The 20,957-nt window shown below is 61.6% G+C and carries 19 protein-coding genes; 3 read left to right on the forward strand and 16 right to left on the reverse strand.

Features of this window, described 5'->3' with window-relative positions; genetic code table 11:
- The 15 genes from HB860_RS22150 to HB860_RS04660 form a co-directional block, all read right to left on the reverse strand.
- A partial coding sequence (locus HB860_RS22150; RefSeq protein WP_282101159.1) for a pyruvate kinase occupies positions 1 to 143 on the reverse strand: 143 nt, incomplete at its 3' end.
- Positions 144 to 522: 379 nt separating this feature from the next.
- A complete protein-coding gene (locus HB860_RS04595; protein WP_247625863.1) occupies positions 523 to 1,653 on the reverse strand; it encodes a cupin domain-containing protein in 1,131 nt (376 codons plus the stop codon).
- A gap of 152 nt (positions 1,654 to 1,805) precedes the next feature.
- Positions 1,806 to 3,176, reverse strand: coding sequence for an adenylosuccinate lyase (purB, locus tag HB860_RS04600; protein ID WP_139439357.1), 1,371 nt, complete (start codon positions 3,174 to 3,176; stop codon positions 1,806 to 1,808).
- Positions 3,177 to 3,351: 175 nt separating this feature from the next.
- Positions 3,352 to 3,963: a high frequency lysogenization protein HflD gene (hflD, locus tag HB860_RS04605; protein WP_247625864.1), complete on the reverse strand. Its 612-nt coding sequence runs from the start codon at positions 3,961 to 3,963 to the stop codon at positions 3,352 to 3,354.
- Positions 3,964 to 3,986: 23 nt separating this feature from the next.
- A complete protein-coding gene (gene mnmA / locus HB860_RS04610) occupies positions 3,987 to 5,093 on the reverse strand; it encodes a tRNA 2-thiouridine(34) synthase MnmA (protein WP_005328710.1) in 1,107 nt (368 codons plus the stop codon).
- A 157-nt stretch (positions 5,094 to 5,250) separates the two neighbouring features.
- Entirely contained in the window at positions 5,251 to 5,718 is a 468-nt protein-coding gene (locus HB860_RS04615) for an NUDIX hydrolase (protein ID WP_247625865.1), read from the reverse strand.
- Positions 5,719 to 5,782: 64 nt separating this feature from the next.
- Positions 5,783 to 6,721, reverse strand: coding sequence for a pseudouridine synthase (locus HB860_RS04620; protein ID WP_432612668.1), 939 nt, complete (start codon positions 6,719 to 6,721; stop codon positions 5,783 to 5,785).
- 96 nt (positions 6,722 to 6,817) lie between these two features.
- A complete protein-coding gene (locus tag HB860_RS04625; RefSeq protein WP_247625867.1) occupies positions 6,818 to 7,585 on the reverse strand; it encodes a PTS sugar transporter subunit IIA in 768 nt (255 codons plus the stop codon).
- Positions 7,586 to 7,891: a PTS fructose transporter subunit IIB gene (locus tag HB860_RS04630; RefSeq protein ID WP_247625868.1), complete on the reverse strand. Its 306-nt coding sequence runs from the start codon at positions 7,889 to 7,891 to the stop codon at positions 7,586 to 7,588.
- A gap of 211 nt (positions 7,892 to 8,102) precedes the next feature.
- On the reverse strand, positions 8,103 to 9,509 hold the full coding sequence (gene uhpT / locus HB860_RS04635; RefSeq protein WP_139439364.1) for a hexose-6-phosphate:phosphate antiporter: 1,407 nt from the start codon (positions 9,507 to 9,509) through the stop codon (positions 8,103 to 8,105).
- 455 nt (positions 9,510 to 9,964) lie between these two features.
- Positions 9,965 to 11,872, reverse strand: coding sequence for a PTS fructose transporter subunit IIABC (locus tag HB860_RS04640; protein ID WP_247625869.1), 1,908 nt, complete (start codon positions 11,870 to 11,872; stop codon positions 9,965 to 9,967).
- Positions 11,873 to 12,579: 707 nt separating this feature from the next.
- Positions 12,580 to 13,206 (reverse strand): biosynthetic peptidoglycan transglycosylase, encoded by a 627-nt coding sequence (locus tag HB860_RS04645; protein WP_247625870.1) that lies wholly within the window; start codon positions 13,204 to 13,206, stop codon positions 12,580 to 12,582.
- On the reverse strand, positions 13,185 to 13,679 hold the full coding sequence (locus tag HB860_RS04650; RefSeq protein WP_247625871.1) for a hypothetical protein: 495 nt from the start codon (positions 13,677 to 13,679) through the stop codon (positions 13,185 to 13,187). The genes HB860_RS04645 and HB860_RS04650 overlap by 22 nt, the downstream gene beginning before the upstream one ends.
- A gap of 386 nt (positions 13,680 to 14,065) precedes the next feature.
- Positions 14,066 to 14,347, reverse strand: coding sequence for a hypothetical protein (locus HB860_RS04655; protein WP_247625872.1), 282 nt, complete (start codon positions 14,345 to 14,347; stop codon positions 14,066 to 14,068).
- Between the two features lie 133 nt (positions 14,348 to 14,480).
- Positions 14,481 to 14,900: a MerR family transcriptional regulator gene (locus tag HB860_RS04660; protein ID WP_247625873.1), complete on the reverse strand. Its 420-nt coding sequence runs from the start codon at positions 14,898 to 14,900 to the stop codon at positions 14,481 to 14,483.
- A 216-nt stretch (positions 14,901 to 15,116) separates the two neighbouring features.
- On the opposite strand from HB860_RS04660, the gene HB860_RS04665 reads away from it, so the two are divergent.
- Positions 15,117 to 16,361, forward strand: a complete 1,245-nt coding sequence (locus HB860_RS04665; protein ID WP_247625874.1) for an NADH:flavin oxidoreductase/NADH oxidase family protein — start codon at positions 15,117 to 15,119, stop codon at positions 16,359 to 16,361.
- Positions 16,362 to 16,589: 228 nt separating this feature from the next.
- On the opposite strand, the gene HB860_RS04670 is transcribed toward HB860_RS04665, so the two are convergent.
- Positions 16,590 to 17,627 carry a Mal regulon transcriptional regulator MalI gene (locus HB860_RS04670; protein ID WP_247625875.1) on the reverse strand — a complete coding sequence of 346 codons (1,038 nt, stop codon included), beginning with the start codon at positions 17,625 to 17,627 and terminating at the stop codon, positions 16,590 to 16,592.
- Positions 17,628 to 17,908: 281 nt separating this feature from the next.
- Between HB860_RS04670 and malX the strand changes: the two genes are divergently transcribed.
- A complete protein-coding gene (gene malX / locus HB860_RS04675) occupies positions 17,909 to 19,480 on the forward strand; it encodes a maltose/glucose-specific PTS transporter subunit IIBC (protein WP_247625876.1) in 1,572 nt (523 codons plus the stop codon).
- Positions 19,481 to 19,567: 87 nt separating this feature from the next.
- A complete protein-coding gene (locus HB860_RS04680; RefSeq protein WP_247625877.1) occupies positions 19,568 to 20,764 on the forward strand; it encodes a MalY/PatB family protein in 1,197 nt (398 codons plus the stop codon).
- Positions 20,765 to 20,957: the final 193 nt, after the last annotated feature.

The following is a 20,957-nucleotide window of genomic DNA, read 5'->3' on the forward strand; positions in this document are numbered from 1 at the left end:
CGGATACGGGTGCCGTGCTCTTCGTAATCACCGTGAGAGAAGTTCAGGCGCATGACGTTCATGCCGGCGTCCAGCATTTTGGCCAGCATTTCTTTGGATTCGGTCTTGGGACCTATGGTGCAGACGATTTTGGTCTTTTTCATGTCAGTCTTCATGGTTAAGGAGTTTCCGCCGTGCAATATACACCAGTTTTTGGATACTTTTTATGATCCAGAAACAACGTTTTGAGCTAAAAACGCCTCAATTTGAAAGATAACGTTTTCGCTCACAGCTGATTTTAGGGGCTAAAATAATTGATTTTCCGCGAGTGAGGCCATTTGGTTCCCATTTTTCGCCCCCGTCGATGACCCGATCCCATGTAGTTAAATGACAAACAAGGGATGAGAGTGCCGGCGACGGGTCAGGGCCCCTTTCCCCCTTTGGCCGTCACCCAGTGTAGTCATTGGACCGCCACCACGCAGGACGGGGACTAGCTTTCGACCAGGCGCGTCACCCACCCAGGGGACGCGCCTTTGCGCAGGCTTAGCCGAAGAACCAGTAACCGCGGTTGATGAGACGGGTCAGCAGCTGCAGGAAACCGGCCTGATCGGCGAGTTCCACCATGTCGGCCTGGGTGATGATGTCCTTGTCGCACAAGAGCGAAATGGCGGCCGCATCCTCGCTCGGCAGGGTCCAGGCCTCGCCGTCGATGTGGCAGGTACGGCTCTCGCCGCTGAACCAGACGGAGCGCAGGCCCGGCACCTTGATGGCGGGCTCGCCCTGGGTCAGCAGATCGGCCACTTCCTCGGCGCTGTAGTCAGGCTCCATGGGGCTCACGTCCAGATCGTGCTTGGCCTCGGAGATCATGGTGCCGAACCACTCCTTGAACAGGGTCTCGTCATCCAGGGCCTGTTGCATCAGCTCCCGCAGGCGGTGCAGTTCATGTGGCTGGATCTCGCCGTGACGGGCGCGGGGCTTGAGGTCCGGGTCGCCGTAACGCTCGGTGCGCAGATCGTTGTCGATCAGGTGATCGGCAAAGGAGGAGATAAGCGCTTTTGCGTCCGGTGCCCGGAAGCCCACGGAGAAGTTCAGTGAGGGCTCGATGGCGTAGCCCTCGTGGGGGAATCCGGGCGGGATGTAGAGAATGTCGCCCGGCTCCATGATGGCGTCGATGATCGCCTCGAACGGCTCGCAGTGCAGCAGGGCGGCGTGGGCGGCAAACTCCTCGAGGGGCTTGGCATCGCCGACCCGCCAGTGACGCTTGCCCTGGCCCTGGGTGATGAAGACGTCGTAGTTGTCGATGTGGGGGCCGACGCCGCCGTGAGGGGTGGAGAAGCTCACCATCACATCGTCAAAGCGCCAGCCCGGGATGAACTGGAACGGCAGCGCCAGCTCGTGCACCTCGGGGGCCCAGTGGTTGCAGGCCTGTACCAGCACAGTCCAGTTCTCTTCCCCCAGGTGGTCATAAGACTCGAAGGGCCCGTGTTCGGCGGCCCACTTGCCGTCGAAGCGGGTCACCAGGCGCGATTCGATCACCTCCTCCATGGCCAGCCCAGCCAGCTCGTCCGGGCTGATGGGATCCTGAAAGTCGGTGAAGCCGCCCTTGATGAGGAGCGGGCGCTTCTGCCAGTAATGCTCGAGAAAGTGGGCAATATCCAGATTGAGTTCGTACATGGTGCTTCTCGTATCTTGTGAGAGATCTTGCCCAAATCGGGCTTGGGCAAGGGCTCTGAAATGGCCCGATAGCCTGTGACGCTATCGAATGGGCCAAAATCAACGGGGGCCCTGCCGTCATGACAGAGCCCCCGCCGGTTCGGTTTAGCCGCTTACTTCAGCAGATCGACCAGACGCTGGGCCTGACCGAGGTAGTTGGCCGGAGTCAGCTTCTTCAGTTCGACCTTGACGGCCTCGGGCAGTTCCAGGGTGTCGATAAAGGTGCGCATGCCTTCGGCATCCACACGGCGGCCACGGGTCAGCTCCTTGAGCTTCTCGTAGGGCTTCTCGATGCCGTAGCGGCGCATCACTGTCTGGATGGGCTCGGCCAGCACTTCCCAGTTGGCGTCCAGATCGGCGGCCATGGCGTCCGCGTTGGCTTCCAGCTTGGAGATGCCCTTGAGGGTCGCCTGATAGGCAATCAGGGAGTAACCCACGGCCACCCCCAGGTTGCGCAGCACGGTCGAGTCGGTCAGATCACGCTGCCAGCGGGAGATGGGCAGCTTGGAGGCCAGATGCTGAAATACGGCGTTGGCCAGACCCAGATTGCCTTCGGAGTTCTCGAAGTCGATGGGGTTGACCTTGTGCGGCATGGTGGAGGAGCCGATCTCGCCCGCCACAGTGCGCTGCTTGAAGTGACCCAGGGAGATGTAGCCCCACACGTCCCTGTCGAAGTCGATGAGGATGGTGTTGAAGCGGGCCATGGCGTCGAACAGCTCGGCGATGTAGTCGTGGGGTTCGATCTGGGTGGTGTAGGGGTTCCAGGAAAGGCCCAAGGAGGTCACGAACTCCTCGGAGAACTGGTGCCAGTCCACTTCAGGGTAAGCGCTCACGTGGGCGTTGTAGTTGCCCACGGCGCCGTTGATCTTGCCGAGGATCTCCACCGCCATGATCTGCTTGTACTGGCGCTCCAGGCGATAGGCGACGTTGGCCATCTCCTTGCCCATGGTGCTCGGGGTAGCCGGCTGGCCGTGGGTGCGTGACAGCAGCGGCATGTCGCGGTACTCAACGGCCAGACGCTTGAGCTCGCTGATCAGCTTCTCGCAATAAGGCTTGATGACCTCGTCGCGGGCGGTCTTCAGCATCAGACCGTGGGAGTTGTTGTTGATGTCTTCCGAGGTGCAGGCGAAGTGGATGAATTCGCTGACGGCGGCGAGCTCGGGGTTCACTTCGACTTTTTCTTTGAGGAAGTACTCCACCGCTTTCACATCATGGTTGGTGGTGCGCTCGATCTGCTTGATGCGCGCGGCGTCCGCTTCGTTGAAGTTCAGGACTATGCCGTCCAGCACGGCATTGGCGGCCGCACTCAGGGCAGGGACTTCCGGGATCCCGGCGTGGCTGGCCAGTTTTTGCAACCAGCGCACCTCGACTTCGACGCGAAAACGCAGCAGACCGAATTCGGAGAAGATGGGACGCAGGGCATCGGCCTTGTCGCCATAACGACCGTCAATCGGGGAAACAGCAGTCAGCGCGGACAGCTCCATGGGGTGAACTCCTGATGATTGGTGTGGGGGATTCTCATCAACTCGCGCTCCTGTTACGAGACCGTTATCAAGGCTCATGTGCTGCTCGGCATCCTTATTTATCGACATAAACTCCGGTACCTGCGCTGCGCTTCACCTTGCTTCCGGCCTCTCACGACGGAGCTCGAGCCGATTCTTAGAAACGTTTGGCCAGTTCCACCATCTTCTTGCGAGCGAAGATGATCTGGGTACGGCTGCCGCCAAGCTGGCGCCACAGCACGGCGGCACGGATGCCTGCCAGCAGCAGGGCGCGCACCTTGTGCTGCACCAGGGGCTGCTGCAGGAACAGCGGGGTGCCCGCCACCTGGATGCGCGGCCCTATGGGGCTGATGAGATCGCTGTAGATGCTCGCCATGTTGGCCAGGATCTGCTCGTCGAGCAGATCGAAATGCTGTTGCTGGCGGCCGATCTGCCCGATCCGCTCCCCCAGCATGTTGAGAATGTCCTTGCGCTTGGCCAGCTTGCGCTCCAGCGCAATCAGGCTCACCACGTAGCGGGTCAGCTCGGCGTTCTTCTGGCTGCCGTCGGCCCCCAGCTGCTCCACCAGGGCGCGGTAACCGTCGCGGATGGCGAGGTGGCTGCCGAACACTTCCAGCGGCTGCTTGGGATTGGTCACCAGCACGCTTTGCAGGCTCTCGCGCAGGGAGGCCTCGTCACAGGTGCCGTCACGGGCCACTTTTTGCACCAGATAGGCCGCCTGGCAGATGCCGGCGAAAGCCATTGTTCTGTCTTGGAATTTGTCGCTCACGTCTGCTGCCTTCTGTTAAGGATTCAAACCGGATGGCTGAAACGCTGTTCTATGATGCCGCCGCCCAGGCAGACTTCCCCGTCATAGAAGACGGCGGACTGGCCCGGGGTCACCGCAGCCTGTTTCTCGTCGAAGATGACCCGTATGGTCTCATCGTCGATGGGCTGGATGAGGCAGGGGATGTCCTGCTGGCGGTAACGGGTCTTGACGGTGCAGCGAAGCGGCGCCCGGATCGGGGTGCGATCCACCCAGTGCAGCTGGCTCGCGATCAGGCCATCGGAGTAGAGGCGGGGATGCTCCCCTTGCGCCACCACCAGGGTGTTGCGCTCCACCTCTTTGTCGACCACGTACCAGGCCTCTTCGGTCGCATCCTTCATGCCGCCGATGCCGAGCCCCTTGCGCTGGCCCAGGGTGTGATACATCAGCCCCTGATGCTCGCCGATCACCTTGCCATCCACGGTTTCGATGGGGCCGGGCTGGGCGGGCAGGAACTTGGCCAGGAAGTCCTTGAACTTGCGCTCGCCGATGAAGCAGATGCCGGTAGAGTCCTTCTTCTTGGCTGTGATGAGGTCGAGCTGCTCGGCGATGCGGCGCACCTCCGGCTTCTCCAGATCCCCGACCGGGAACAGGCTCTGACCCACCTGGGCTTCGCTCAGGGTGTAGAGGAAGTAGCTCTGATCCTTGTTGGTGTCCAGACCGCGCAGCAGGCGGGGGCGGCCCGTGCTGTCGTCACGGCGCACGTAGTGGCCGGTGGCGATGTAGGTGGCACCCAGCTCTTCGGCGGCAAATTCCAGGAACGCCTTGAACTTGATCTCCTTGTTGCACAGGATGTCCGGGTTCGGCGTACGCCCTGCCTTGTACTCTTCCAGGAAGTGCTCGAACACGTTGTCCCAGTACTCGGCGGCGAAGTTGATGGTGTGTAGCTTCATGCCCAGCTTGTCGCAGACGGCCTTGGCATCAGCCAAATCCTGGGAGGCGGAGCAGTACTCGTCCGTGTCGTCTTCTTCCCAGTTCTTCATGAACAAGCCTTCGACCTGATAACCCTGCTGCTGGAGCAGGTAGGCCGAGACGGAAGAATCCACGCCGCCGGACATGCCGACGATCACCTTGATTTGGCTGTTGTCTGTCATTAGTCGAAGTTACCAGTTCGTTTAAACGGGGCGTATTCTACCAGAGTTTTGCGCCCCCGGTCACATCTCCCTGCCGTCGTTCCCCTCGGGAGCCTGGCGGCGGGAAATCGTTTTTCCGTCGTTTGCCAAGATGGGCAAAAAACGGCTTCAAATGGCCTCAGATAAAGGCCTTGAGCGCCGACAGGGGCAGGCGGGTGCCCCCCAGATAGTCCTGGATGCACTGCCACACCAGCGGGCTTCGCAGGGCGGGCTTGCACTCGGCTATCTCCGCCAGGGTGAGCCAGTGGCAGGCCAGCACATCGCCGTCGGGATCCTCTGGATGGTGCTGACCCGGCGCCTTTTCAAGGTCGAAGATGACGGCAGTGCGCACGAAGGTGGCCTCGCTGTCCGCCGGTTTGAACAGATAGACCCCGAGCCAGGCGCTGGGGGTGGCGGTCAGCCCCGTCTCCTCCTTGAGCTCGCGGCAGGCCGCCTCAATCAGGTTTTCCCCCGGCTCCACGTGGCCAGCGGGCTGGTTGAAGCGGCGCTGGCCCCTGATCTCCTCCTCCACCAGCAGGAAGCGGCCCTGCCAGTGCACCAGGGCGGCCACGGTGAGGCGGGTGGGCAGCGGCGGGTGATCGCTCATAAGGACTCCTTGTCTCGTTGGCTGTGCCCCGGCGGGGGCGTTCGATGCAGATCCGCTGTCGCCATCATGCTGACGGCTTGGTGCGGGCCGGGCGGCGGGCGGTGCCGCGCCCGCTGCTGCGATTGCCCGGGCGCGGGTCTGCCTCATGGTTGCCTCGCTCCTGGCGTGGTTCCTGAGGCTGTCGCCGGGTCTGGGGGCTGCGAGCCGCTCGGGGCTGGTTGCTGCCAGTGCCCTCGGGTTTGGTTGATGCCCGCGGCTTGCCGTGCGCTGGCGCTGATCGCGGTGCCTGCGCCAGCTCGGGGGCGGGCAGGGCGCGGCTCTCCCCCGGCGCCAGACCATCTAACGTCCAGTCACCGATGGCGTAGCGAATGAGGCGCAATGTGGGGTGGCCGATATGGGCCGTCATGCGCCGCACCTGGCGGTTGCGCCCCTCCACAATCTTGATCTCCAGCCAGCTGGTGGGGATCTCCTTGCGCATCCGTATGGGCGGGTTGCGCGGCCACAGATCGGGCTCGGCCATGATCCGTGCCCCGGCGGGCAGGGTCATGCCGTCGTTGAGCTCAACCCCGGCGCGCAGGGCGGCCAGTGCAGCCTCGCTCGGCACGCCTTCCACCTGCACCCAGTAGGTCTTGGGGGTCTTCTCCCCCGGCTGGGTGAGGCGCGCCTGCAGCTTGCCGTCGTTGGTGAGCAGCAAGAGCCCCTCGCTGTCGCGATCCAGCCGGCCTGCGGCATAGATGCCGGGCTCCCTGATGTAATTCTTGAGGGTCTCGCGCCCCGCCTCGTCGGTGAACTGGCAGAGCACCATGTAGGGCTTGTTCAGCAGCAAGAGCCTGCGTTCTGCCGGTGCCATCTCTGGTTTTTGCCCCGCCACTCTGGCGTCGCCCGCCTGCCGGGTGCCGGCCCGTGAGCGGGCAAGGCCGGGCTTGTGGGCTTCATCCTGTGCGGGACGGCCAGTGGCGCTGGGGCGGCCGGAAAGGGAGAGGCGGGGACGGGCAGGTTTCATCGCGTGCATACCAAAAACAGGGGATGCCGGAGTGTATCACGGCGGCGCTCGCCATGGGGCATCGGGGATGCGCGCACCCGGGCAGGCCTGCGCCTCTCAGCCGAGCAGGCTGTCGATGACGATGGCCTGGCGGGCGGGGGCCGAGCTTGCGTGCAAGAGCGCCGTGCTGACCACCTCGTCCATCAGGGCGCGAGCCAGCCGGGTGAGGGGGCGCAGCTGCTCGGGGGCCAGAGCGGCCGGAATGGCCAGCAATATGATGGTCTGCACGGGCCCGAGCGCCGATCCCCAGGGGAGGGGGTCATCGCAGCTAAGCAGCGAGAGGCTTGGCCTGGTGATGGCGGGGCAGATCACATGGGGCATGGCGAGGCCAGGCCTGATGATGGTGGCGGCGAGCCGCTCCCGATCCGCGATGGCCTGCTCCAGCGCGGCTCTGTCGCGCACCCGCTCCCCCGGCAGCAGATCCACCAGGATCTGCAACGCCAGCGCCTTGTCGAGGGGCGCCGAGCTGTGGCCGAGCTGGGCGAGGGAAAAGCCGTAGTCGGGCAGGGCGGCGGCCAGCCGCTGCTCGGCCCGGGCCGAGGTGGCGGGGCGCCCCAGCGGCTGGCCCAACTCCACGCACCAGCAGGTGAAGGCCATGTGGGCGAGCTCGGCATCCAGCCCTTCGATCAGCAACTGGCAGAGATCCCCGGGCTGGGTGGCCAGGGTGAGCAGGGCGAGCTGGCTGGTCGCCTCTGCCCGCTGGCGACGGCTGATGTTGATGAAGAGGATCTGGGACTTGAACAGCCCGGCCAGTCGACAGAGCTGCTTGGCCTGGGTGATGGTCAAGCCTTGGTGGCAGCAGAAGGTGAGCTCGCGGCGGAGCATTCAGGCGCCGGGAGTGGCGGCTTTGAGCACGGCGGCGGCGTCCAGCAGCACGGACTCCAGGGATACCTGGCGCACATTGCAGCCGAGGAAGCGCTCCTTCTGCTCTATCTCGATGTCGGAGGCGATCAGCACCAGATCCGCGCTGGCGATCTCCCGGGCGGTCAGCACGTTCTCCAGCCCCATGGCGCCCTGGGTCTCCACCTTGATCTTGAGTCCCAGCTTGTCGGCCGCTTTTTGCAGCGCCTCGGCGGCCATGTAGGTGTGGGCTATGCCGGTGGGGCAGGCGGTGACGGCGAGGATCTTCATGGGCTCTCGAAGCAAATTGAGGTGGGGCAACAAGATAGCGCCATGGGGCGGCTTTTGCCAAAGGTGCGGGGTGAAAGTGGGATCTTGGCGGCGCTCTGGTGCCGCTTTGCGCAAGGCATGGCCCCGTTTGAGTGTGGGGCTGTGCGGATAAAAAACGGCCCGCCAGAGGGCGAGCCGAATGCATATCAGGAGATAAAGCGGATGGCGGCTATCAGGCGGACTGGGTAGCCAGCTCGGCGGCGCGCAGTTCCCGTTTGATGCGGCGGATCTTGCGCTCCTCGGCCACGGCGACGCAGGCCATCAGCACCAGGCAGGCGGCGGCGGCCATGTCCAGCGCCGCGAAGGTGCCGGTCCAGCCGGTCAGGCCGAAGATGGGGGTGCCGTCGGCTATCATGCCCAGACCCAGCTTGGCGAAGCTGTCACCGATGAGGTAGGCGAAGGTGCCCTTGACCCCGTCGGCCACGCTGATCCCCTGCTTGGGCACGAAGCCCACGGCGGCCACGCCGATCAGCAGCTGCGGACCAAACACCAGGAAGCCCAGCAGGAACAGGGAGCCCAGGAACATGAACTGGGTGGTGGCATGCTGGTAGAGCCCCAGAGTGGCGATGATGAGCGCCAGTGCCACGCAGGCCACCAGACCACGGCGACCGTTCGCCAGATCCGAGAGGTAGCCCCACATCAGGGTGCCGACCAGGGCGCCCACTTCGAAGAAGGTAAAGCCCTGGATGGCGACTTCCTTGGAGAAGCCGAGCTCCTGGTGGGCGTAGACGGTGGACCACTGGTCGATGCCGATGCGCACCACGTAGAGGAAGATGTTGGCAAAGCAGAGCAGCCAGATCACCTTGTTCATCAGCACGTACTTCACGAAGATCTGCCACTTGGTCAGCTTCTGCTCTTCGGTGGCGATGTCCTCTTCGCTGGCCACCTCGTCAAACAGCTCCTCCACCTTGCCCAGACCATAGGCCTCCGGCGAGTCGCTGCCAAAGCGCAGGCCGATAAAGCCGACAATGAGCGCAATCATGGAGGGGAAGATGAACATGCCGAGCACGTTGCCATCGAACAGGTAGTTGGCACCGAACAGCGCCACACCGGCCGCGCCAGCGCCGCCCACGTTGTGGGAGAGGTTCCACATGCCGAGGTAGGTGCCGCGCTTGTTGCGGGGGGTCCACTTGGTGATGGTGGAGTAGCTGCAGGAGCCACCACAGCTCTGGAAGAAGCCGCTCAGGGCATAGAAGAAGATCATGAAGTAGAGGCTGAAACCCGTGCCCCCCATGCTGGCACTGAAGCCCAGCATGCAGAGGGCGGAGAGGATCAGCATCAGCGGCAGGAACTGCTTGGTGTTCTTGCCATCGGCATAGTAGGAGACGACCGTCTTGCCCACCCCGTAGGTGATGGAGAAGCCAAGGCCTATCATGCCGAGCTCGGTCATGGAGAGACCGTACTCCTGGATCATGTCGTTCTGGGCGATGTTGAAGTTCTTGCGGATCAGATACATGGTCAGATAGCCAATGAATACAACCAGATAAGATTGCATGAATGGCTTGAACCAGAGCTTGCGCCGGGCTTCGACCGGCAGGTCCAGGGTGGGGATCCGGACCTGTTCGAGCAGTTTAAACATCTTCGTTCATCCTCTGCGAGATAGACGCTATTCCCGCCGCGTTCCTCATTTATGTATTGAACTCGTTCAATCTGTTATGGGAGGTCACGCCACGGGAAGGGCGACAGGAAGAGGGCGAACTGCAGAGCGCTCCCCTGTCGATTGAACCCATGCCCGAACGCACCATGGCGTGCCGGGTAACTACATCAGGTAGGTCGACTGTAAAGAGGCGGGCTGTGGATGGCGTGAGAGCCATGCCTAGGGGACTTAAGAAAATTTCCTAGTTTGGCGGCTTGTGGTCGTGAAGCGTGAAGGGGATCACAGAGTCGGCTCACTGGCCCGCGCGCCCGGGGTGGCGCGGCGCCGCAGGGAGAGGAGCCATCAGGCTCGCAAACCGGCGGCAGGGGACGCGCAAAAACAAGCAGGCCACCCGGGGGTGGCCTGCTGTCATCTCAAGTGCGTGGGGTCAACAAGGGTCAGGCGGCCTTGGCCAGCGCCACCTGGTCGGTTTTCTTCACCCGCAGCTTTTTCAGGGCAACTGCCACCACGCCGGTGACGATGGCGCCGCAGATCATGCAGAGCAGGGCCAGCAGCGGCTTGTTGACGGCGCCGAGCAGGGCCACGATGGGGCCACCGTGGGCCACGCTGTTGGTGATGCCAAACAGGAAGGCCATCACGGCGGCTGTCATGCTGCCCAGCACGTTGGCGGGGATGACGGCGAGCGGGTCCCGGGCGGCGAACGGAATCGCCCCCTCGGAGATCCCCACCAGGCCCATGGCACCGGCAGCCTTGCCCGCCTCGATTTCGGAGGCATCGAAGATGCCGAGCTTGCGACCGAGCACGGTGGCCAGCGACATGCCAAGGGGCGCCGCCGGGATGGCGCAGGCCATGGCCCCCATGAACTGGGTCTGGCCGGAGGCAATCATGCCCACGGAGAACAGGAAGGCCACCTTGTTGACCGGGCCGCCCATGTCAAAGCCGGCCATGCCGCCCAGCACTATGCCCAGCAGCACCAGGCTGCCGCCGCTCATGGAGAGCAGCATGGCGTTGAGGCCCGTCATCATGTCGGCGATGGGGGCGCCGATGATGAAGATGAAGACGGCGGCGATAAAGAGCGACCCGACGATGGGGGCGATCAGGATAGGCACCAGCGGCTGCACCATCTTGTGGTAGTGGCGGGTCGCTATCCAGCGCACCAGATAGCCGACCAGCAGGCCCGCTATGATGGCACCGATGAAGCCGGTGCCGGCGTCGGCGCCGTAGAAGCTGCCGTTGTTGGCGATCCAGCCGCCGATAAAGCCCGGCGCCAGGGCGGGGCGATCACCGATGGCGTAGGCGATGTAGCCCGCCAGTATGGGGATCATCAGGGTGAAGGCGGCGACGCCCACGTTGAGGATCTGGTTCCACATGCTCCCTGCCGGGATCTGCATGCCGCTCGGGGTCGGGTCACCGCCGATGGCGAGCGCCAGGGCGATCAAGAGGCCCCCGGTCACCACGAAGGGGATCATATGGGAGACGCCGTTCATCAGGTAACGGTAGAGATCGGAACTGCCGCCCGCGCTCTTCTCCTCGCTCTTGCGCTCATCCTTGTCCGCCACATAGGCGGGGGCCTTCAGCGCCTGCTCGATGAGGCCCTTGCCATCCTTGATGGGCGCCTTGACGCCGGTCTTGATGAGCGGCTTGCCGTTGAAGCGGGTCATGTCCACCTGCTTGTCGCAGGCCACGACGATGGCGCTGGCGCGGGCGATCTCGGCAGGCGTAGGGCTGTTCTTGACGCCGATGGAGCCGTTGGTCTCCACCTTCACCTCAAAGCCCAGCTCCCTGGCGGCGCGCTCCAGGGATTCCGCCGCCAGATAGGTGTGGGCTATGCCGGCCGGGCAGCCGGTGACGCCTATGATGAAGCCCTTGTCGGCGGCCGGTGCGGCCACTTGCGGTTCTTTCTTCTCGAGCAGCAGCGCCAGCGCATCGGTTGGCGTCTTGGCGGCCAGCAGGGCATCGATAAAGCCCTCTTCGATCAGCTTGGCGGAGAGCTCGGCCAGCACCTCGATATGGTGGTTGGCGCCACCCGCCGGGGAGGCAATCATGAAGAACAGCCGGGAGGGCTTGCCATCCTCGGCGCCGTAATCGATGCCGGCACGGCTGATGCCGATGGCCACCGCCGGGGTGCTCACCGCCGCACTCTTGGCGTGGGGCAGGGCGACGCCCTCCTCGAAGCCGGTGTTGTCCAGCTCTTCCCGGGCCCACAAGTCCTTGATGAACTGCTGCTCGTCGCTGACCTTGCCTTGGGCGACCAGCAATCGGGTCATCTCGGCGAAGACCTCCTCCTTGCCCGTGGCCTTTAAATCGAGCGCGATCAGCTGCTCGTTGATAAGGGTGGTGATCATGGCGTTCTCCCTGCTCCCTTGATGGAGCCTGTTGGCATGCCGTGCACACGGCATGCAGACAAAATTGACACGACTATTATCGCGCCGGGCCGCACGCCACCCTATCGGACAAATGTGCGAATGACTGGATTTTTGTGCGGCAAGATCCCGAGTGTGAGCCGGATCCCAAAGCGAGGCATTGGATGGAAAACATCAGGTTTGCATTTTTTAATAAATTAAATCATGTAGTTATTTAATTGTTTGTTGCAGCCACATCGCTGTGGCCCTACCAGTCTGGGCGGGAGAGAGAAGCTTTTTCTGTAAATTTGTGAGGGTGGATGATGGGGCTAGATGTGATCCGACGCACATAAATGGCTGCTATCAGGGGAGGATAGGGGAGAGCAAGCTGGAGAAATGAGCTTGGCGAGCGGGATTTGTGGGGGTAACCGCAGAGTGCAATGAACGAAGTGAATTGCACCACCTATCACGGTGGAAGGGAAAGGAGTCTTGATGCAATCCGTTTCTATATCACTTTTAAAAAAATGATGCTAGATATATGGTGGGCTATTTTTATATTTTTCGCTGGACTTTGAATTTCATATTATATAGTGCCAATATATAAGGCGATCAGATTCTTACAAGAAGCCCTCTGGCCAACAGGGTGTAATATCATGAGGATATAATTAGCTAGCTATAGTTGCTGGCGTGGTTTACAAGAAAATGAGAGATCAGTCTTTTGTGTTGGCTTTCCAAATTATCTCGGTTCGTGCATCTATTTTACTGTGCCAAAGTAAACTGGGTTGTAATGGTCTGGGGTACTTGAGTTGCGAAACAAACCTAAGTGCTTCCAGCTTGTCGACACCGTCAAGCTGTGGCCCAAACTTTGCTTTTAAGCCTTTTAAACCAACGCAACCGCTCCCATAAAATGCAATAGATAAATAAGCTGATGCAATTGATTTTTTTTCTCGGTGTCGGACAAGTGCGATAGCCAATAATTGTTCCCGTACTTTTCTTGCAATTGTTCGTTCATATCGCCTTGTTACGGTTCTCACAAACTGTTGTTCGATAGTACTTGCGCCTTGGACGTTACCATAAATGGCTCTTACCCATAAAGCTCGGAGCATTCCTATAGGATCAATCCCCCGATGATACTGATTGCGATGGTCTTCTGCAGCAAATAGAGCATCGATAAACACGGATGGCACAGAATTCTTATACTGGTCTATGTAAAATAAACATAGTTCTAGGTCTGAATGGAACATTCCAGTTGAGAGGCCTTCCATACATCTTGAGATCGCTATTTGAGGGGTGGATATAGCAATTATTGTTATTTTTAGAATTCTATTCTTTGCCATTTGACAGTACCCGATTGATTGGCGACCATAGAGCTGAAGTTACCCGGCATACATTTTTCTGAATCTGCAATAAGTTCGTAAAAATTAGTTGACTCGCGTCCATGTCCATCTTCTACCACATGCAAAACGAGTTTATCTTTTCCAAAGTAATTTTTTTCAATGCAACCTTCTACTTTACCTCTGGTACGATTTTTACCAACGAATTTTCTTTCGCCGGTAGATGAGTTTTCATAAATTTTCTCCACAGTTCCTTGGACTTTACTGCCTTCTTGCCATAGCACAGCCACATATCTAAGAATCATGTTTTGGTATGGAGTGTAGGAGGTGGTGATTGTATTTACCTGAAAGTACCAGCGACCAGTTATTTTAGGCATTGGTACCACTTTTTCTCGAAACCAGAAAAATAGAATTGCTATTATGATACCACCTACAAGAGTCGCGATAATATCCGCAAAGAAAGAATCAAAGTTCATTATATCTCACCATTGTTTTGGACTTTTAACGTTTTCATCTAGAGGAGCGATTAGTGTGTACAGTGCAATCAGCTGCTGAAAGGTATCACCTAGCAACGCTGCCGCCCCTGAGTTTCAGCTCCCAGCCTGCTGCTTTTTACCTGAGAGTGACCCGATAGGGTGTGGCGATTCCTGCTCATGGATGTGACTCCGTCGAGGCTTGGTTGCCAACTGAAGCATCTTAACCAAGGCGGTGGGATAGCAAAACAGGGAGCCGATAAAAACCGGCGGCAGATCAATAAATTGCCGATGGGTGGGGGAGGTGGCGGATCAGCGGTGCCGCCTGAAGGTTTGTGGTGAAAGAAGGCGGCACTAGCCGCTTAGCGGGCCGGGCTTGGGAGCCGGGCTCAATACTCCAGAAACTTCTCGCCGCAGCGCTCGCAGATCAGGTGCTTTACATGGGTGGCCTGGTAGGCCAGGGTCGAGCCGAATGCCCAGTTGGTGATGCTGCTGGAAGTAAAGGCTTGCCAGAAGGCCTTGCGCGGATCCTTGGGCAGGATGTCCTGACTGTGATCGCGAGGGACCAGCACTACGATATGGCGGGTGCGCTCAGCGCATTTGTCGCAGCGATGGATTTCGCTCTGCGCCTGTTGCTCACTCTGTTTTTGCTGTTCACGCCGGGCTGTCATGATGAGCACTCTCCTGCTGATGGCGCGCCCATCATAATCCTCTCCACTTGGCTCTCTTCCCCCCATATGGTGTGGCTCCATTGAGGGAGGAGCCCCTTTTCTGCGTGGTGGCATGAGGGCATGGCGATGTCGATCAGGGCTGTTTGGGGGATGTGATGCCCATGCTGGCCAGTACCCGGGCGGCGTTCTCCTCGCACGGCATCTCGTCGGGTTTGGACTCCACCAGCCGGATCAGGGTCTGTAACTGCTGCTTGCTGTGGGCAAGCCTTGCCTCCAGCGCCTCGATATCGCTCACCTTGGCCTTGAGTGCCGCCAGCAGCGGGGCCTGTTGCCAGGTGCCGATATCCGCCGGCACCAGCTGCTTGATTTCGTCGAGGGAGAAGCCCGCCTGCTGGGCCTGGCCGATGATGGTCAGCAGCTGCACCGTTTCGGGCGGGTAGTCGCGATAGCCGTTGGCACCCCGTCGCACCTTGCTGAGCAGGCCCCTGGCTTCATAGAAGCGGATGGCCGAGGCCGCCATGCCGGTCTGTCTGGCCAGTTCACCTATCTTCATCTTGCCTCCTGGGCTGCGGGTTGGCGGGTCCGCCCGCCGAAGGGCGGGATCAGGGAGGATTCTAGGGTTAAAGCCCGCTTGAATGTCAACGGCCCCGAGCAAGGGCGGTGTGGGTGGATAGCGTTTTCCCCATCGCAACGGCATCCCGACAAAGGGGCTTGACCTTCAAGTCAGCTTCAAACTTATGGTGGGGCCCTCATTACCGAGGAGATCGCCATGAACCCCTTTACTCCCCTGACCCTGCCGAGTGGCAGCCAGCTTATCAACCGCCTCGCCAAGGCGGCCATGGAAGAGAACATGGCCGACCGTGACCATGCCCCCTCAGAGGCACTGATCCGCCTCTATCGCACCTGGGCAGAGGGCGGCGCCGGCCTTATCATCACCGGCAATGTGATGGTGGACGGCCACGCCATGACGGGAGCGGGGGGCGTGGTGCTCGACTCCCCGGCGCTCTCCCCACAGCTGGCGGGGCGTTTCAGTGCCTGGGCCGAGGCGGCCAAGAGCGGGGGGGCCCAGATCTGGATGCAGATCAACCACCCCGGCCGCCAGATGCCGGCGGCGCTGGGGCAACCCACCCTGGCACCTTCCGCCGTGCCCATGGCGCTCGGCAGTTTCTCCAGGCAGTTCGCCCCGCCCAGGGCCATGAGCGAGGCCGACATTGCCGAGGTAAAGGCGCGCTTCATCAACACGGCGCGGCTGGCACAGCGTGTCGGTTTTGACGGGGTGCAGATCCACGCCGCCCACGGCTATCTGTTGAGCCAGTTCCTCTCGCCGCTCACCAACCTGCGCCGCGATCGTTGGGGCGGCAGTCTTGAGAATCGTGCCCGCCTGCTGCTGGAGATAGTGCAGGGGATCCGTGAGCAGGTGGGGGAGCGCTTCTCACTGTCGGTCAAGCTCAACTCCGCCGACTTTCAGCGTGGCGGCTTCAGCACCGAGGATGCCAGGGCTGTGGTGGAGATGCTCAACCCCCTCGGGGTGGATCTGGTGGAGCTCTCCGGCGGCAGTTACGAAGCGCCCGCCATGCACGGCCAGGCCCGGGATGGCCGCACCCTGGCGCGGGAAGCCTATTTTCTGACATTCGCCGAAGAGATAGTGAGCGCCGCCCGCATGCCCGTGATGGTGACCGGGGGGATCCGCCGTTATCCGGTGGTGGAGCAGGTGCTCGGCAGCGGAGTGGCGGTCGTCGGCATGGCCACCGCGCTTGCCATAGCACCGGATCTGCCCGCCAGATGGCGCCGGGAGCAGGAGGTCAGCGCCGAGCTCAGGCCCATCCCCTGGCGCAACAAGGTGCTGGCCTCGGTGGGCTATATGGCGATGGTGAAATACCAGCTGCGGCGGCTTGGGCGCGGCCAGCCGAGCCGCCCCAAGGTCGCACCCGCCCTGGCGCTGGCCTGCCAGCAGTGGCAGACCCTGCGTGGCAACGCCCGCTATCGGCGCTGGATAAAAGCGCAGGAAAAGTGAAGAGATGGCGGTTCGCAGGCGGACGAGCCAGCCAAGCCAGCTTAGGCCGACTCCCGCTTCTGCGGTTTGCTGGTGAGCGGTGATGATATGGCGGTTGGGGGCAAGTTCGGGCTGCTGCTGGCTTGGCCAGCCAGCTCAGGCAGACTCCCGCTTCTGCGGTTTGCTGGTGAGCGGTGATGATATGGCGGTTGGGGCAAGTTCGGGCTGCTGCAGGCTTGCCCAGCCAGCTCAGGCCGACTCCCGCTTCTGTAGGCTGGGGGTGATGATATGGCGGTTGGGGGCGAGCTCGGGCTGCTGCATCCGGGTCAGCAGTCGCCTTGCCGCCTGACGGCCGATTTCGCGCGCCGGTGAGCTGACGAAGGTGAGGGCGGGGGTGGTGAGTTCGGCCTCCGCCACGTCGTCAAAGCCGAGCAGGGCCACCTGCTGGCCGATGTAGTTGTCCTTGCCCACGCTGCGCCCGCTCGCCTCCACCCCGTAGATGCCGCCGAGGGCCACTTCGGGGTAGTGGCAGAGGATGGCGGTCACCTTGGGGTGCTGGTGCAGCAGCTGGGCTATGGTATCCGCGGCGCTGCGCTGGGTGCGCTCGCACTCCAGTACCCACTCGGGTTTGAACGGCAACCCGTATTGCAGCAGGCTGGCGCAGTAGCCGCCGATGCGCTCGGCGCGGGTGAGGGAGTCCGCCCGTCCTCCCACGTAGGCGATATGGCGATGGCCCTGCTCGATAAGGTAGGTAGCGGCCTGCTGGGCGGCGTGGGTGTTGTCGGGGCCGATAAAGTCCACATCGTCGCGATAGTAGGAGCGGGCGGCACATACCACGGGCAGCGCCGAGTCGAGCAGGGTTTCCAGCGTCTTGGCCGCCGCGCCGCGCACCGGATTGAAGATGATGCCCGCCACCCCCTGGCGCGACAGGGACTGGATGCTCTGCTGCAGTCGCTCCGGGCTGTGGCCGCACTGGGTCAGAAACAGCAGATAACCCTGCTGCTCCAGCACTTCGCTCACCCCGGCGGTCACCTCGGTATAGAAGGGATCCGTGATGTCTCGCAGGATCAGCCCCACCAGGTTGGAGTGCTGGCTGCGCAGGTTGGCGGCGGCGCTGTTGGGCACGTAATCGAGCTCCCTGATCGCCTGCTGCACCCGCTCGGCGGTGGCCGGCGAGATGCGTCCCTTGCCCCTCAGCACCATGGATACGGTTGTGACCGAGACCCCCGCCAGCTGGGCCACATCGGTGATCTTGGCATTCTTGGATGGCAGCGGTTTGAGCGACATAGGCGAGGGCATGGGACGATAAGGAGAGTCGAGAGGCACAGCATACCCGCACCAGGAGGGGAGTAAAACGTTACAGCACGCAGGGAGGGATCTGCCTCACAGATCTGGCGATAGCGGTATTTATGGCGGTGAAATTGTGATCTTGTCGCGGATTTTTAGTTGGTAAATCGTTTTATCATTCACAAAACCTGATGCGATCCCTCTTCCTCCATCCAGCACCTCTGGTGGACAGGAGAAGGGGAGGCACAGGATCTGACCTTCACTTCACAAGGATTAGACAGATGGCCAAGTCCCCCGCCAAATCCACGATCTGGGAGTTCCTGCAAAGCCTCGGCAAGACCTTTATGCTGCCGGTCGCCCTGCTGGCCTTCTCGGGCATTCTGCTCGGTGTCGGCAGCTCCCTCACCAGCGATGCGGTCAAGCAGAGCATGCCCTTCCTCGACAACACCGTGCTGCAACTGCTGTTCCTCTGGATGACCAAGGTGGGGCTGGTGGCCTTTATCTACCTGCCGGTGATGTTTGCGGTGGCGATCCCGCTCGGCCTCGCCCGTGAAGAGAAGGGGGTGGCGGCCTTTGCCGGTTTCGTCGGTTATGCGGCGCTCAACCTCTCCATCAACTTCTACCTCACCGTGGTGAACGTCATCGGCGACGCGGCGGCGGAGAAGGCCTACGGGGTGAAATCCATCCTCGGTATCAGCTCCATCGACACAGGTATTCTGGGGGCCATCATAGTTGGGGTTATCGTCGCGAGGCTCCACGCCCGCTTCTACACCTACAAGATGCCCGATGCCCTGGCCTTCTTCGGCGGCGCCCGCTTCGTGCCCATCATCACCGCCATCGTGCTGGGGGTGGTCGGCCTAGTGGTGCCCCTGGTCTGGCCCTGGTTTGCCGCCGGCATCAACGGCATAGGCGCCGTTATCTCCCACGCCGGTCCCTTCGGCCCCTTCCTGTTCGGTACCGGTGAGCGGCTGCTGCTACCCCTTGGCCTGCACCATATCCTGGTGGCGCTCATTCGCTTCACCGAAGCGGGCGGCACCCAGCTGGTCTGTGGCAACGAGGTGAGCGGGGCGCTCAATATCTTCTACGCCGAGCTCTCCTGCGCCGATACCACCCAGTTCTCGGTGTCGGCCACCTCCTTCCTCTCTCAGGGCAAGATGCCGGCCTTCCTCGGCGGCCTGCCGGGGGCGGCGCTCGCCATGTATCACTGCGCCCGTCCGGAAAATCGCGGCAAGATCAAGGCCCTGCTGGTCTCCGGCGTGGTGGCCTGCGTCATCGGAGGCATCACTGAGCCGCTGGAGTTCCTGTTCCTGTTCGTGGCGCCCGTGCTCTACGTCATTCACGCCATCCTGACCGGGCTGGGCTTTATGACCATGGGGCTGCTCGGCGTCACCATAGGCAACACCGACGGCAACCTCATCGATTTCCTGGTGTTCGGCGTGCTGCAGGGCACCGCCACCAAGTGGTATCTGGTGCCGGTGGCTGCCGCCATCTGGTTTGCCATCTACTACGGGGTGTTCCGCTTCGCCATAGTGCGCTTCAACCTGAAAACACCCGGCCGTGAGATCGAAACCAGCGAGGTAGCCCAGCCCGCGGGCAAGAAGGCAGGCAACAGCGGCTACAACGGCGAGGTGATCCTCAATGCCCTGGGTGGGGCCGACAATATCCTGGCGCTCGATAATTGCATCACCCGCCTGCGGATGTCGGTTCAGGACATGAGCCGGGTCGATGACAAGGTATTGAAGGCAAACGGCGCCATCGGGGTGATCAAGCTCGACGAGCACAACCTGCAGGTGGTGATTGGGCCCCAGGTCCATCTGGTGAAAAACCAGCTGCAGAGCCTGATGGGGGCCTGACCGGCCAATAAGATCCGAACGGGGGGCGCAAGCCCCCCCTTGTTTGCCTCTCCCAATATGTCTCCTGTTTATGGAGGGAGAAACTTCATGCACGATATTTATGACTTCGACCGCGTGGTCGACCGCCACGGCACCTACTGCACCCAGTGGGACTATGTGGCCGACCGCTTCGGCCATGCCGACCTGCTCCCCTTTACCATCTCCGACATGGATTTCGAGACAGCCCCCTGCATACGCCAGACCCTGGCAACCCGGCTAGAACACGGGGTATTTGGCTACAGCCGCTGGAATCACGGCGACTTCAAGGGGGCGGTGAGCGACTGGTTTGCCTGCCGCTACGGGGCGAGCCTCGACCCCGAGACCCTGGTCTATGGCCCCTCGGTCATCTATGTGATTGCCCAGCTGGTGAGCCTCTGGTCGGCGCCGGGGGAAGGGGTGCTGGTGCATACCCCCGCCTACGATGCCTTCGGCAATATGCTGGCCGCCAACGACAGGGTGCTGCTACCCTGCCCGCTAATAAAGGCGCAGGGGAGCTACCAGATCGACTGGCAATGTTTCGAGCAACAGGCAGCCCGCCCCGATTGCCGGATTTTACTGCTCTGCAGCCCCCACAACCCTACCGGCCGGGTCTGGACACGGGATGAGCTCGGCCGGATGGCCGCCATCTGCCAGCGCCACGGGGTCAAGGTCATCTCGGACGACATCCACATGGATATAAGCTTTGCCCCCTACCTGCCGTGGAGCGAAGTGGCGATGGACGATCACTGGGCGCTGGTGAGCTCGGGTTCCAAATCCTTCAATATCCCCGCTCTTGGCGGCGCCTACGCCTTTATTGCCAACGCGGAGGCGAGAGCCGCCTATCTGCAGCGGCTCAAGGCGGCTCATGGCCTCTCATCGCCCCCCATTCTCGGGGTGCTGGCCCATATCAGCGCCTATCGGGACGGCGGTGCCTGGCTCGATGCCCTGAAAAGCTACCTTCACGGCAACCTCGCCCAGGTGGCGGCGCGGCTCAACGCAGCCTTCCCCGCCATCGACTATCGGGTGCCCGAGGGGACCTATCTCGCCTGGATTGACTTGAGCGGCCTTGGCATAGACACCACCGAGCGGATGGATGCGTTGCAAGCCTTGCTGGTGGAGAAATACCGGGTCGCCATCATGCGCGGCGACACCTATGGGCCTGAAGGCAGAAGTTATCTTCGCCTCAACGTCGGCTGCCCGCGATCTAAGGTCGATAAGGGCCTCGACGCCCTGATAAGGGCGCTGCAGGAGCTGCTTGCCGGATAGAGAATCGCCGCCCTTGGGCGGCGATGTTATTTCCAGGCGGCCTTGTCAGGCCGGTAGCGGGTCTCTGTTATCTGATCGATGCGCAGGAGCAGAGTGCCGCCCCTTGAGGTGACAGGCACCGTGGGATGCGTTGCAGCCGATCTGGATATGGGTTCATCTCCCAGCAGAGTGGAGACAGGCTATGGACCTCGGT

This window comes from Aeromonas genomosp. paramedia, assembly GCF_023093515.1.
Taxonomy (GTDB): domain Bacteria; phylum Pseudomonadota; class Gammaproteobacteria; order Enterobacterales; family Aeromonadaceae; genus Aeromonas.

What these genes read in the sequence shown, in the direction of transcription:
- HB860_RS04595 (WP_247625863.1), bottom strand. Translation starts at nt 1,653, where the DNA reads ATGTACGAACTCAATCTGGATATTGCCCACTTTCTCGAGCATTACTGG.
- purB (WP_139439357.1), bottom strand. Translation starts at nt 3,176, where the DNA reads ATGGAGCTGTCCGCGCTGACTGCTGTTTCCCCGATTGACGGTCGTTAT.
- mnmA (WP_005328710.1), bottom strand. Translation starts at nt 5,093, where the DNA reads ATGACAGACAACAGCCAAATCAAGGTGATCGTCGGCATGTCCGGCGGC.
- HB860_RS04615 (WP_247625865.1), bottom strand. Translation starts at nt 5,718, where the DNA reads ATGAGCGATCACCCGCCGCTGCCCACCCGCCTCACCGTGGCCGCCCTG.
- HB860_RS04620 (WP_432612668.1), bottom strand. Translation starts at nt 6,721, where the DNA reads ATGAAACCTGCCCGTCCCCGCCTCTCCCTTTCCGGCCGCCCCAGCGCC.
- HB860_RS04625 (WP_247625867.1), bottom strand. Translation starts at nt 7,585, where the DNA reads ATGCTCCGCCGCGAGCTCACCTTCTGCTGCCACCAAGGCTTGACCATC.
- HB860_RS04630 (WP_247625868.1), bottom strand. Translation starts at nt 7,891, where the DNA reads ATGAAGATCCTCGCCGTCACCGCCTGCCCCACCGGCATAGCCCACACC.
- uhpT (WP_139439364.1), bottom strand. Translation starts at nt 9,509, where the DNA reads ATGTTTAAACTGCTCGAACAGGTCCGGATCCCCACCCTGGACCTGCCG.
- HB860_RS04640 (WP_247625869.1), bottom strand. Translation starts at nt 11,872, where the DNA reads ATGATCACCACCCTTATCAACGAGCAGCTGATCGCGCTCGATTTAAAG.
- HB860_RS04645 (WP_247625870.1), bottom strand. Translation starts at nt 13,206, where the DNA reads ATGGCAAAGAATAGAATTCTAAAAATAACAATAATTGCTATATCCACC.
- HB860_RS04650 (WP_247625871.1), bottom strand. Translation starts at nt 13,679, where the DNA reads ATGAACTTTGATTCTTTCTTTGCGGATATTATCGCGACTCTTGTAGGT.
- HB860_RS04655 (WP_247625872.1), bottom strand. Translation starts at nt 14,347, where the DNA reads ATGACAGCCCGGCGTGAACAGCAAAAACAGAGTGAGCAACAGGCGCAG.
- HB860_RS04660 (WP_247625873.1), bottom strand. Translation starts at nt 14,900, where the DNA reads ATGAAGATAGGTGAACTGGCCAGACAGACCGGCATGGCGGCCTCGGCC.
- HB860_RS04665 (WP_247625874.1), top strand. Translation starts at nt 15,117, where the DNA reads ATGAACCCCTTTACTCCCCTGACCCTGCCGAGTGGCAGCCAGCTTATC.
- HB860_RS04670 (WP_247625875.1), bottom strand. Translation starts at nt 17,627, where the DNA reads ATGTCGCTCAAACCGCTGCCATCCAAGAATGCCAAGATCACCGATGTG.
- malX (WP_247625876.1), top strand. Translation starts at nt 17,909, where the DNA reads ATGGCCAAGTCCCCCGCCAAATCCACGATCTGGGAGTTCCTGCAAAGC.
- HB860_RS04680 (WP_247625877.1), top strand. Translation starts at nt 19,568, where the DNA reads ATGCACGATATTTATGACTTCGACCGCGTGGTCGACCGCCACGGCACC.